Genomic DNA, 12,828 nt, shown 5'->3' with positions numbered 1-12,828 from the left:
ATCCGATAGATGTCCTCTTTTTTTGATTAGAATTATCTGAAAAATGTTTCTCAAATTTTAGGTAGAGGTATCAGCTGGGAAAATAAGAATTGTATAAAAGTGTCAAAAATCTTTATGGGAATGGGGAATGTTATAGTGAAAAAGCAAGTCATTTCATCAGCATTAGCGTTAACTGTTATCGCCGGGGGATTTGGAGCGTTTGGGGCAACGACAACGAAAGCGGAAGAACAAAAAATTCAATATCATCAAGAATTTAAAACACCTGCATACATAGGTGAAGAATGGAAAGCACCGGAAGGACTAGATAAAAAAGAGACAGTCTTTCAATACTTAGAGAGTAAGAAAGATATGTTTAAATTAGCAGGAAATATTGAAAAGCATTTTAATATCGTTGGGGAAGAAAAAGACGCTGAATCTGATACGACACATGTGAAGCTAGTTGAGAAACATAATAACATTCCTGTGTACGGTTCTGATCAAACTGTTACACTTGATAAAGAGAATAATGTAAAAGCATTCTTCGGACAAGTTATTCCGAATTTAGATGATAAAAATATTCCTGCAGCTGCAAGCATTACTGCGGAACAAGCAGAAACAATTGCAAAGGCAGATATTGAGAAAGAAATTGGTAAAGTAAAGAGTTATGATGGTGTGAAAAAAGATTTATTTGTATATGAAAAAGACGGTAATTACTACCTTGCATACTTAGTTAAGGCATCGATTTCAAAACCAGCTCCAGGGTATTGGCATTATTTTGTTGATGCAACGAATGGAAATGTTATTGAGAAATATAACGCTGTAGATAACATTACTGGATTTGGTTACGGAGTATTAGGTGCTAGACAATCATTTGAAATTGCTCAAGATACGAAAACAGGACAATTCAACTTGTTTGATGGTAAACGAGGACAAGGTGTTCATACATTTGATGCAGAAAATATGGACGAGAACTGGTTTAATTTATTCTCACAATGGCTTGGATATACAGGAGAAGAAGTTGAAAGTAAATCTAAGTTCTTCGAAGATAAAGCTGCAGTTGATGCGCATGTAAATGCAGGAAAAGTATATGATTACTACAAAAAGACATTTAATCGTAACTCTTTCGATGATAAAGGTGCGAAGCTTATTTCAACTGTTCACGTAGGGGAGAGCTGGAATAACGCAGCTTGGAATGGTGTGCAAATGATGTATGGTGATGGCGATGGAAAAACATTCATTCCATTATCTGCTGGACTTGATGTTATCGGTCACGAATTAACGCATGCTGTAACTGAACATACAGCAAACCTTGTTTACAAAAATGAGTCAGGGGCGTTAAATGAATCGTTATCTGATATTATGGGTGTTATGGTTGAGAAGAAGAGCTGGGATTTAGGTGCTGATATTTATACACCTGATAAACCTGGTGATGCACTTCGCTCTCTTAAAGACCCAGCGTCTATTCCAAATCCATTAAAACCAAGTGAAGGTTACCCAGATCACTATAGTAAACGTTATACTGGAACAGCTGATAATGGCGGTGTTCATATTAACAGCAGTATTAACAATAAAGCTGCATATTTAGTATCTGAAGGCGGAGATCATTACGGCGTGAAAGTAACTGGAGTGGGCCGTGAAGCGACAGAAAAAATTTACTACCGTGCTCTTACGAAATATTTAACTGCAAACTCTGACTTCAAAATGATGCGTCAAGCTGCTCTTCAGTCAGCTGAAGATTTATATGGTAAAAACTCTAAAGCTGTACAAGCTGTAACGAAAGCTTATGATGCAGTAGGTGTAAAATAATAAGAGAAAAGACCTGACATCCTAGTCAGGTCTTTTCTTTATCCCGCTATCCGCAAATGATGAAATTTCCACTTTATTTAGTCGCGAATACCTAATGCGATTTTCGCCATACGTGACATACGTTCTTTCGACCACGGTGGATTCCAAACGACATTTACTTCTATTTCATTAACTTCAGGTACGTTTGTTGATAATACTTTTTTAACGTCTGATACGATTTGCCCAGCCATTGGACAACCGATAGAAGTCATAGTCATCGTAATGACAGCATTATTATTTTCATCTGCTGTAACATCATAAACTAATCCAAGATTAACGATATCAACACCTAGTTCAGGGTCAATAACAGCCTCTAAATTGGCAAGTAATTTATTTTCAAATGCTTCTTGTGACATAAGCAGCCCCTCCTACACTTTAATGATATCGATTCTCATTATAACGGAAATGAGCATAATGTGCAGGAAATGAGCTCAAAAAAATATCCCTCTTTCAAAGAAGGGATATTTTTTGAACATCTATTCTGTTTTAAAATGAGATACGAGTTGATCTAACTCTTCAACTGTTTGTTTCATTTTTCCGGCAGTTACTGCCATTTCATTCATAACAATAACTTTCTGTTCAGCAGATTGTGCCGTTGCGGCAGTTTCGCTCGATACTTCAGTAGAGATAGAAGCGATGTTATTAAGTGAAGCGTTCATTTCTTCAGCACTTGCAGCCATTTCTTCAGCAGTTGCTGATATATCTTGCATTTGAGTAGATACTTTATTTACTTGTTCTACAATTGTTGTGAAAGAAGTACCAGCTTCACGAATAACATTGATACCTTCAAATGCTTCAGAACGGCCTTGAGACATCATAGAGCTAGCAGTTTCTGTATCATTTTGAATTTGATGTAGTAATTGATTAATGTCTGTTGCAGCTGTTTTAGATTGTTCAGCAAGTTTTCGAACTTCGTCAGCTACGACAGCAAATCCTTTTCCTTGCTCACCAGCACGAGCTGCCTCAATAGAAGCATTTAAAGCAAGTAAGTTTGTTTGCTCAGCAATATTAGAAATAGATTGTACAGCAGTATCAATATATTTCGTATGAGTGATTAGACGTTCAACCACTTCTGACGTAGCATTTACAGCTTCGTGTATTGTTGTCATTTGTGAAACAGATTTTTGGATAACGGTACTGCCATCGCTAGCATGTTCAGATGTGGCAACAGCAAGTTCCGCTACAGATGAAGCAGATTCAGCAATGCGCTGAACACTTACTGCCATATCATCCATTGCAGTTGAACTTTCTTCCATACTAGAAGTTTGTGATTGAATACTTGCATTTAAGTTGGACATCGAGCTTTGGACTCTTAATGTCGCCTCACGTGATGTATTCGTTTTTTCTAGCATATTTTCAGAAGCGGTTTGTACTTCCACTGATGTTTTTTGAACACGATTAATAATATGTTGTAGGTTTTCTAACATTTTATTAAATGATGTTGCGATAGCACCTATTTCATCGTTGCTATTTACTTGTAGACGTGCCGTTAAGTCACCTTCTTGAGAGGCCAATTCTTTTAGTTTCGTGTCAATTTGTTGAATTGGTTTCACCAGTTTACCAGAGAACCACCATGCAAGAATAATTGCAACGATAATACATACAACAAGTGATAAGAAAATAACATATTCGATTAAGAGTGCAGATTGATCAATTTTTTCAATAGATTGTTCACGTAATTTAGCTTGTTCATTACTGTAATTTGTGAAGTCACCAATTACTTTATAGACCGTTCCGTTTTCTGAAGAAGCTACTTGTAAAGCTTCTTCCCATTTTTGTTCTTTTGCAAGAGTGAATACTTTTTCTTCAATGAACTTTCTCCAAGTAGACCCTAATTCCATTGTGCTTTTTACGGACGAAGAAAGATTTGGATTAGAAAGAAGTTTATCTTTTGAATCCTCAAGACGTTTACTCATCTCATTAAACTTGTCTAATTCGACTTGATCATGTTGTAGTAAATAACCTCTTAAAGCAGAGAGCTGTACTTGATAAGCGTCTCCACGCTCTTTCAATTCTGTTGCCAGTGGAGAAATTTCTTTTTGTAATGTTTCAGCTTTACGAGATTGGTCGATAGCAAAAAATAAAATAAATGCTAAGGCGACACCAAATAAAGCGCAAATCGTTCCCATCATGAACATAAGTTTTTTTCTGATACTTACAAAATTCATATAATTAAAAGCCTCCTTTGTGAAATCTTAGTATTAGAATTAATAAATGTAAAAAATTGAAAGAAAGCTTTACTCCAGTTGGAATAAAGCTTTCTTATTTCCTTTAGGAATTATAGCAGACGGAATGAGAGATAGAAAGAGATATTTTAAAGTGAAAAAAGAGAGACTGTAAAACTTTCATTCCTATACCTTTGAGCTCGTGTCATTTTCACTTTAAGCGTTTGTTTTGAAATGAGAGACGAGAACTTCAAGTTCTTGTACGATTGTTTTCATTTCAGATGATTTGTTAGCCACGATACTCATTTTGTTTACTTGATCACCAGCCGAATGCGCTGTTTGTGATGTTTCTGCAGCAACTTCGTTTGAAATAGAAGCGATATTATTTAAAGCTGCGTTCATTTCTTCAGAGCTTGCAGCCATCTCTTCAGCAGTTGCAGACATTTCTTGCATTTGTGTAGAGACTTTGTTAATGTGGTTAACAATTTCTGAGAATGAAGATCCGGCGGTACGAATAACCGTAATTCCTTCAGAAGCTTCTGCTTGACCTTGTGTCATCATATCATTTGCTATTTTTGTATCAGCTTGAATTTGATGAAGTAAATGGTTAATGTCAGTTGCGGCTAGTTGAGATTGTTCAGCAAGTTTTCGAACTTCATCGGCAACAACAGCGAATCCTTTGCCGTGTTCACCAGCACGAGCTGCTTCAATAGAAGCATTTAAAGCGAGCAAATTTGTTTGCTCAGCGATATTCGAAATAGATTGAAGTGCAGTATCAATATGATTTGTATGTGTAATGAGTCGCTCAACTACTTGTGATGTAGCGTTAACAGCTTCGTTAATTGTATGCATTTGTGTAATAGATTTCTCAATGACTTTATTCCCATCATCTGCTTTTTCTGAAGTTGTGACAGCTAAACTAGTAACAGAAGAGGCGGACTCAGCGATACGCTGAACACTCGTTGCCATGTCATCCATTGCGGTTGAACTTTCTTCAATGCTAGAAACTTGTGAACGAATATTGTGTTCAAGAGCATTCATAGTTTCTTGGGTTCTTGCGGTATTTTCCATAGAAGCGGTTGTTTCGATAAATACATTTTCGGAAGCTTCTTTTACACTTGTTGATGTTTGTTGAACTTGTTTTATTATATGCTGTAAGTTAGTGAGCATTTGATTAAAGGAATTTGCAATGTCACCAATTTCATCTTTACTTGTTACGTGTAATCTAGCCGTTAAATCTCCGTCTTGAGAAGCTAATTCTTTTAACTTCTCATCAATTTGTCGAATTGGTTTAACGAGTTTACCAGAGAACCACCATGCTAATAAGATAGACGTTAATGTACATGTAATAAGTGAGAAGAAAATAATATATTGAATAAGTGATGAAGAAGACTCGACATCAGCAATTAATGCGTCACGTTTCTCATTCTCTTCATTTGTATATTTATTAAAACGACCTAAAAGATCATTTACATAATCTGTTTGTGATAAAGCAATTTTGGATGCTTCGTCCCATTTTCCTTCACGCGCAAGAGGTAGTACCTCATTATCTATGACGCTACGCCATTTTCCACCCATTAAAATAGCTTCTTTCATTCCTTCTGGGAGCTTCTTGTCACTTGTTACTTTCTCTCTAGTATCAGCTAATTTTTTCCCTTCTCGATTGAACTTATCTAATCCTTTTTGATCATGTGATAGCAAATATTCTTGTAAACCAGCAACTTGTGCTTGGAACCAATCGCCACGTTCTTTTAAAATCGTCGCTCTTTTTGATACATCATTTTTTAACGTTTCGATTTCACTTGCTTGATTCATGGCGAATGAAAGAATAACAATAAGAGCAATACTAAATAAAGAAGAAATGCTTAAGAGTGTGAACAGTAGTTTTTTTCGAATACTAACATATTTCATCGTTACCCCTACCCTCATTTAAACTGTTTATTATGATTTATAGATATTTAAAACGAAATTAATAAAAACATTATTATGAAGTTATTAATCTGTTCAATGAAAATTATAGCAGATAATGGAAGGAGTCAGATTAGTATTAGAAAAAGTTCTTAAAATGTATACATTTGCATATCATAAAATTCATAAATAAATATTAGAAATGCTATTGAAATTTGAAATGACATCATGTATACTTCTAATTAGTTGATAACGATTATCAGTATCAACTAAAAACATTACTCTTCGTTATGTTGGTCATACCCCTTTTTGACGACGTAAGTCAGAGACGAAATGTTGAAATATCTTGTGTCCTATTCTACAGAATTATGGTAATCTCCAACCTCAACTTATATGCGTGAGCATGCAAAAAGGATCCTATCCGTGAAGGGATCCTTTTTTGCATGCTGTCGCAATTATTGTATATAGACCAGGGATACGTTCTTCGATTCCTTCTGGTGCAGTAGAAGGAAAGACCCATCTTTGATGAGATCCATGTTCTTCAACTAGTTTTTCGATTTTAAAACGTTCTTCCGCAAGTGTTGTAATGATTTCTCCTAGCGTCCAGCGACGGATGGTTGTTTTAGGTAGCGATTCTTTCTGTGCTTCTGTAAGAAGGATGCTATAAGCAACATCATCTTCAATTAATTCTTCATCGAAATAATTTCCATTGGCCTGAAATGATGGGTGGTCGACTCCTAATAATTTCGTGTAAACAGGATGATAGTCACGAAGGATAAGCATTCCATCTCGCTTAAGTAAAGTAGCAATTTTTTGAAAGAGTGGTTTTAAATCTAGAAAGTAATGGAGTACACCAAGTTCCAGCAATACGATATCAAATGATTCGGAGAGCTGCACATTTAATACATCAGAAACGACATACTGGATAGAGACACCTGCTGCGTCCGCAAGTTCATTTGCATATTTTGCATTACTTGCTGAAATATCAACAACTGTTACGTCAGAGCCTAAAAGGGCAAGTGCGACAGCTTTATTTCCTTTTGAGCCGAGTAAGTTAATAATACGTTTTCCTTTTGGAGATTGTATATAAGGTAAATAATGTGCTACTTCGCGTGTGGGATCTTCCATAATTTTTTTCGCATAATCCTCCGGTGCCCCATGGCGATTCGTCCAAGCTTCATAAGCAGCTGTATTCCAGCTTTTTTCATTTATAGCGCTTAGTTGTTTTTGGTTCAATGTTATCACTCCTTTTGTGAACGTATAGGTATTCTGCGGGAGGATGGGATTTCCTTTTCGTTCTGGATAAAAGTTTGATTTTTCTGTGATTAAGTCGTACAATACTTGTTATACGTAAAAGCGTTGAAAAGGAAAAGTAGGATGAACACATTCTTTCCAGAGAGCTTCGGTAGCTGAGAAGAAGCAAGAATATTCATTTGAACAATGGCCTTTGAGCTTCGTCCTGAACTTATCAAATGATAATAGTAGGCGGCGACGAGAGTTGGTACTCGTTATCAAAACCACAGTATAAGAGCATAGAGCTCCGTACTTGTTAAGGCTAATTATGTGAGTGATTGGCGAAATAAGGTGGTACCGCGACTGTTTATACAGCCCCGCCCTTATCTTTTTTAAGATAGGGGCGGGGCTTTTTATATTTTAAAGGAGGAATGTAAGATGAGTATTTTTATTGGGGGCGCTTGGCCGTATGCGAATGGTTCATTACATCTTGGTCATATTGCGAGTTTATTACCTGGAGATATTTTAGCACGTTATTACCGGTCAAAAGGTGAGAATGTGCTGTATGTTTCAGGAAGTGATTGTAATGGAACACCGATTGCAATTAGGGCAAAACAAGAAGGTGTGACGGCGAAGGAAATTGCTGATCAGTATCATGAAGAGTTCCAGCGATGTTTTCGTAGCCTTGGTTTTACTTATGATTGCTATACACGTACAGATAGTGAGCACCATCATGAAACGGTTCAAAATGTTTTTTTACGTTTATTAGAAGAAGGACATATTTATAAAAAAATAGTGGAACAAGCGTATTGTGAAACGTGTACGCAGTTTTTACCGGATCGTTATGTAGAAGGAATATGTCCACATTGCCATGAAGCAGCAAGAGGAGATCAATGCGATGCGTGTTCTGCTATTTTAGATCCACTCGATTTGTTAGAAAAGAAATGTAAGTTATGTGGTAGTACACCATCTGTACAGGAAACAGAGCATTTCTATTTCGCATTGCATACATTTCAGGAGCAAATTAAAAGGGCTGTAGAAATTGCCAAGCAAACAGGGACATGGCGCGACAATGCGATTCAACTAACAGAGAGATATGTAAAGGAAGGATTACTAGATAGGGCCGTATCACGTGATTTACCAATTGGGGTACCAATTCCAGTAGAAGGGTATGAAGATAAGAAAATTTACGTATGGATTGAAGCAGTGACAGGCTATTATTCAGCGAGTAAACATTGGGCTGAAGAAACAGGGAAAGATGATCAAGAGTTTTGGGATAGCGAAGCGAAAACATATTATGTGCACGGAAAGGATAATATTCCGTTTCATTCCGTCATTTGGCCAGCGGTATTACTTGGAATAGGGGAGGAAGCAATCCCGCGTCATATCGTTTCGAATGAATATTTAACAGTTGAAAAAAGAAAATTATCTACAAGTAAAAACTGGGCAGTATGGGTGCCTGACATATTAGAACGCTATGATCCAGATTCTATTCGTTACTTTTTAACCGTCAACGCACCAGAAAATCGCGATACTGATTTTTCATGGCGGGAATTTATTTACAGTCATAATAGTGAATTATTAGGTGCATACGGGAACTTTGTGAACCGGACATTAAAGTTTATCGAAAAATATTATGGTGGTATCGTGCCGAAGGGAAGTATTGAGGTAGAGCTGAAAGATAAAGTAGAAGGATTATATAAGCGTGTAGGAGAGGCGATTGAGCAAACTAAATTTAAGGTGGCGCTAGAAACAATATTTGATGCAGTACGTTTTGCAAATAAATACTTTGATGAAAAGCAGCCTTGGAAACAAAGAGAAGATGATCCAGTTTCATGTGAAGAAACGATTTATAACTGTGTGTATCTTATCGCTAATTTTGCAAATCTCCTTGAACCGTTTTTACCATTTTCAAGTGAAAGAGTTCGAAACACATTGTCGATTGTGAAACGAAATTGGGAACCGCAAAATACGTTGCCAAGTAGAATTGATAGCGTACAGCCATTATTTGAGCGAATCGATGTAAAACAAATTGAGCATGAGATAGAGAAGCTGTATGGAGCGGTAAAATGAGATAGAGAAAAAGACCTTTCAAGTAAATGAAAGGTCTTTTGTTATGCAGTATGATTCTCTTTCTTATCTTTCAAAAAGAAAAGTACAGCAAGGATTACAAGAATAATAGCTGCAATATCATACGTTATTTTAAATGTAGTATTAAAGTTTAAGTACTCTACGAAAGGAGTTTTCACTGCTCCTGCATATATACAAACGGGAATGAGAAGTAAATCGTAAAATTTCTTTTCTTTCATATATCTTATTAGGAAGAAGATACACATAATAGCAAAAAATACGATGCTTAAAATAGTCATTTATACCTCCAGATAAATTTACTTATTTTAATTGCAGTTATATCTTTTATATAAATTCTGTATTTTTTCAAGCGCTATGCACGCGATTTTGTTTCCTTTCTTTCCTAGCCGTAAGCAGCTGAGGAGTGAAGATCCCAACTAATATGAAAATAATTCCAATCCACTGCATGAACGTTACGACTTCATGTACAAGTGTAATAGAAGCAATAATAGCAGTTGGTAATTCAGCTGCACCTAATATTGTACCAAGCCCTGTTCCAACCTTTGGTACACCGATTGAAAAACAAATGACAGGTACAACAACGCCGAATAATCCGAGGAAGAAAGCATATTTCCATAGACCGGCTTGCAAAGCACCGTCTGTTAAAAAGGTTGGCGGAAAGAATAGGCATACGATAAGAGTAGCGCTTGTTGTCATAAGGAAGCTTTTCGTATAAGGCGGAACATCCGTAGCGACGCGCCCGCTTGCAAAAACATAGAATGAAAAAGAGACAGCAGCTAATAGTCCAAAGATAATCCCTTTCGTAGAAAAACTTTGTCCGAGGCCTTCAAATACACCACCTGCAAACAATGTACCAGCAAATAAAATAAGGATAGATATAATCTTATCGCGGCTTGGAAATGTTCGATTTGCAATTGCTTCGATAATGACACCAATCCAAGTGAACTGAAAGAGTAGGACGACAGCGATAGATGCGGGTAGTTCTTCTACAGAAATAGCGTAGAAAATCCCGGTCATACTCATTGTTGTTCCGACGGTTAGTAAGGAAAAGAATTGTTTTTTTGTTACTTTATGACGTGAAAAGAAAAGAACGAGTAGAAATAGTCCAATCCATCCGAAGACATATTGTCCCCCTAATAGTTGATGTGCTGAAAATCCATTTATGAATCCGAGTTTGAAAATAGTTGAAAGTATGCCATAGCTGCAAGCACCGAATAAAACGAGCAATGAATATTTAAACTTTTCCATAAAAAATCCTCCTTTTAAGTAATAAAAAACGCCCGCTATCCAAATAAGGATAACGGGCGAACGAAACAGAGTCATATACTCTACAAAATTCCGCCACTCATACGAAGTATGAATTTGGGGTATGAAATTGTAGTAGGTTTTTACATTGCTTTTGGGAATACAATAGAACATTTTACACCTTGAGGCGTGTTTTGTATCCCATAAGGAAACTGATGTTTATCTAATATTTGTTTCACGATATATAATCCAAGACCACTACCTTGTACTAAACCGTGTTTATCAGGGTTTGCGCGATAGAAAGGCTCAAATAAATGAGCAAGTTTATCTTCATCAATTTGTGAACCTGTATTTAATACTTCTAATGCGTAACCATTTGGTTTTTCATAAAGCTTTATATATACGTGCTGATGGTCAATTGTATAATGAATTGCATTTGAAATAATGTTAAAAATAGCAGTTTGAATAAATTTAGGATCAGCTAAAATTTGTACGTCGTGTTTAATATTAGATTGTACATTTAATTGTTTTACAGATACAAAGTAATCTACTTTCTTCATAACATCCTCAATAATATTAGATAAAGAAATGACTTCTAAATTCGGTTTAAATTGAGGGTTTTGTATTTTGGATAATTCCGACATTTTTTCCGTTAATATGTTAATGTCTTGCATCATCTCGTAGGAACGTTTCAAATACTTATCTCTATCTTTATAAGCTCCAATTCCGTGAATCATGCCATCTAGTTGTCCCATAACGGCTGCGATTGGTGTTTTTAATTCATGGGATACCATAGACATAAATTCTTTACGAGATTGTTCTAATTGTTGTTCCTTCTTGAGCTCATTTCTTAAATCTTGATTGCTTGCATGTAAATTCTTCACAATATTTGGTACTTGTGAAGCAGCTACTTGCAAATTAAAATCTGTTTGATCTGTATTTTTGTTAAGTAGCTTTTTATCTGAGAAATCAAGATTCATAATATCTTTTAAAGCATCGCTCATATATTGAAAAGGTTTGGCAATTAGTTTTGTATAAATTAAAGATCCGAGTAGTGATAATGCAAGCATTGTCGCGCCAATATGTGGAGCTAATTGCTGCAACGCATCTGCTAACTTTGGATTATCATTTGTATCATTTGTTTTACTTGCTGCATTTTGTGTATGTAAGGCATCATTATTAGCGGCTTTCTTTTCTGCTTCTGTAGGCGGATTAGAAGTGCTATTTTTCCCCGAAAGATTTTGTGTATGTTCTTTTGCCTTTACAGTTTGGCTAGGCTGCAAAAGGTGATTGATAGCTGTAGAAAGAGATTTATAATCTATAATAGAAGATTGGAAATTAGAAATGCTCCCCTCTGACACAGCTTTATTTTGCTTCGTTTTACTTCCGTCGTTTTGCTTATCTGAATCGGCCTGTTCTGTAGTCGGCGTTCCATTTTCTTTCGCAAAACGTTCTTTATCGTAGTTTGAAGCTAGAAAGTAAATAATTTGATAAAGACAAAGTGATAAAAGAATACAAAATAATAAGGTTTTGATGAAAATATTTTTGGTGATGTTGTCTTTGCTACGATTCGATTTTGTAGCCAATGCCTTTCACCGTTTTAATATAAGGAATTCCTAATTTTTTTCTTAAGTTTTTAATATGTGTATCTATAACTCTTACATCACCATAATGTTCATAGCCCCATACCTTATTCAACAAATCACTTCTTGATAATACTTTTCCTCGATTTTGCAGTAAAGTATAAATAATTTCAAATTCTTTTGTTGTCAATTCAATTTGATTACCATGAACATAAGCTGCATATGCTGTAGAGTTTAACATCAATTCATGGAATTGTAGTATAGTTGCAGCTTCTGCTTCCTTCGTTGCTGCCCTTCTTAATACAGCCTCTACACGCTTAATAAATACAGTATAATGGAACGGTTTCGTAATATAGTCATCAATACCTAACTCAAATCCTTTAATTTCACTTTCTTCATTATGTAAGCCTGTTAACATAATGATTGGTACATCAGATTGTCCTCGCATAATTTTACAAATACTATAGCCATCTATATCTGGTAACATTACATCGAGGAGGACAAGATCGTATGAATTTTTTTGGAAAAGAAGAATACCTTCTGTTCCAGCACCAACTACATCAACTGTAAAGTTTTGTGCCATTAGAAATTCACGAATAAGTTCTTGTATATCTGGGTTGTCTTCAATCACCAGTATATGCGTCATAGTAACACCTCCTAAATAACGCTTTTTACTGCAATATTCGAATTCATCATTTTTCGAGTGACTCAGATTGTTTATACATATAATAAGCCCCCGCTATAAAATAATCATGAAGGTAGCAAGGGGAATAGTTTAG

10 protein-coding genes and 1 other annotated feature are annotated in these 12,828 nt (G+C 35.8%); of the genes, 2 read left to right on the top strand and 8 right to left on the bottom strand.

Features of this window, described 5'->3' with window-relative positions:
• Positions 1-135 precede the first annotated feature (135 nt).
• The gene (gene nprB / locus C3Y97_RS25535; RefSeq protein ID WP_000745123.1) at positions 136-1,785 is read left to right on the top strand and encodes a neutral protease NprB; all 1,650 of its coding nucleotides are present in this window, start codon (positions 136-138) and stop codon (positions 1,783-1,785) included.
• A gap of 77 nt (positions 1,786-1,862) precedes the next feature.
• Here nprB and C3Y97_RS25530 read toward each other — a convergent pair whose 3' ends face one another.
• From C3Y97_RS25530 to C3Y97_RS25515, 4 genes are all read right to left on the bottom strand, one after another.
• The gene (locus tag C3Y97_RS25530) at positions 1,863-2,180 is read right to left on the bottom strand and encodes a metal-sulfur cluster assembly factor (RefSeq protein ID WP_000076422.1); all 318 of its coding nucleotides are present in this window, start codon (positions 2,178-2,180) and stop codon (positions 1,863-1,865) included.
• Between the two features lie 120 nt (positions 2,181-2,300).
• Positions 2,301-3,992 carry a methyl-accepting chemotaxis protein gene (locus C3Y97_RS25525; protein WP_001012211.1) on the bottom strand — a complete coding sequence of 564 codons (1,692 nt, stop codon included), beginning with the start codon at positions 3,990-3,992 and terminating at the stop codon, positions 2,301-2,303.
• 213 nt (positions 3,993-4,205) lie between these two features.
• Complete coding sequence (locus C3Y97_RS25520) at positions 4,206-5,900, bottom strand: methyl-accepting chemotaxis protein (protein ID WP_000878446.1); 1,695 nt, start codon at positions 5,898-5,900, stop codon at positions 4,206-4,208.
• 414 nt (positions 5,901-6,314) lie between these two features.
• Positions 6,315-7,133 carry a class I SAM-dependent methyltransferase gene (locus C3Y97_RS25515; RefSeq protein WP_001072216.1) on the bottom strand — a complete coding sequence of 273 codons (819 nt, stop codon included), beginning with the start codon at positions 7,131-7,133 and terminating at the stop codon, positions 6,315-6,317.
• Positions 7,134-7,247: 114 nt separating this feature from the next.
• Positions 7,248-7,518: a binding site (T-box leader), on the top strand.
• 50 nt (positions 7,519-7,568) lie between these two features.
• Here C3Y97_RS25515 and metG point away from each other — a divergent pair.
• On the top strand, positions 7,569-9,203 hold the full coding sequence (metG, locus tag C3Y97_RS25510; protein ID WP_000021599.1) for a methionine--tRNA ligase: 1,635 nt from the start codon (positions 7,569-7,571) through the stop codon (positions 9,201-9,203).
• A 41-nt stretch (positions 9,204-9,244) separates the two neighbouring features.
• Here the strand turns inward: metG and C3Y97_RS25505 are convergent, their stop codons facing one another.
• The 4 genes from C3Y97_RS25505 to C3Y97_RS25490 all read right to left on the bottom strand — a co-directional run bounded on the left by C3Y97_RS25505 (position 9,245) and on the right by C3Y97_RS25490 (position 12,695).
• A complete protein-coding gene (locus tag C3Y97_RS25505) occupies positions 9,245-9,499 on the bottom strand; it encodes a hypothetical protein (protein ID WP_000154129.1) in 255 nt (84 codons plus the stop codon).
• A gap of 67 nt (positions 9,500-9,566) precedes the next feature.
• Entirely contained in the window at positions 9,567-10,469 is a 903-nt protein-coding gene (locus C3Y97_RS25500) for an EamA family transporter (RefSeq protein WP_000410484.1), read from the bottom strand.
• 140 nt (positions 10,470-10,609) lie between these two features.
• Positions 10,610-12,052: a sensor histidine kinase gene (locus C3Y97_RS25495; protein WP_000201958.1), complete on the bottom strand. Its 1,443-nt coding sequence runs from the start codon at positions 12,050-12,052 to the stop codon at positions 10,610-10,612.
• The gene (locus C3Y97_RS25490) at positions 12,030-12,695 is read right to left on the bottom strand and encodes a response regulator transcription factor (protein ID WP_000148833.1); all 666 of its coding nucleotides are present in this window, start codon (positions 12,693-12,695) and stop codon (positions 12,030-12,032) included. The genes C3Y97_RS25495 and C3Y97_RS25490 overlap by 23 nt, the downstream gene beginning before the upstream one ends.
• Positions 12,696-12,828: the final 133 nt, after the last annotated feature.

It is taken from the genome of Bacillus sp. DU-106, from assembly GCF_004799705.1.
Lineage (GTDB): Bacteria > Bacillota > Bacilli > Bacillales > Bacillaceae_G > Bacillus_A > Bacillus_A cereus.
Note: the sequence above shows the minus strand (reverse complement) of the source record. Positions and strands in the feature narration are given on the sequence as shown.

Coding starts and splice junctions, on each gene's coding strand:
- C3Y97_RS25530 (WP_000076422.1), bottom strand. CDS start 2,180: ATGTCACAAGAAGCATTTGAAAATAAATTACTTGCCAATTTAGAGGCT.
- C3Y97_RS25525 (WP_001012211.1), bottom strand. CDS start 3,992: ATGAATTTTGTAAGTATCAGAAAAAAACTTATGTTCATGATGGGAACG.
- C3Y97_RS25520 (WP_000878446.1), bottom strand. CDS start 5,900: ATGAAATATGTTAGTATTCGAAAAAAACTACTGTTCACACTCTTAAGC.
- metG (WP_000021599.1), top strand. CDS start 7,569: ATGAGTATTTTTATTGGGGGCGCTTGGCCGTATGCGAATGGTTCATTA.
- C3Y97_RS25505 (WP_000154129.1), bottom strand. CDS start 9,499: ATGACTATTTTAAGCATCGTATTTTTTGCTATTATGTGTATCTTCTTC.
- C3Y97_RS25500 (WP_000410484.1), bottom strand. CDS start 10,469: ATGGAAAAGTTTAAATATTCATTGCTCGTTTTATTCGGTGCTTGCAGC.
- C3Y97_RS25490 (WP_000148833.1), bottom strand. CDS start 12,695: ATGACGCATATACTGGTGATTGAAGACAACCCAGATATACAAGAACTT.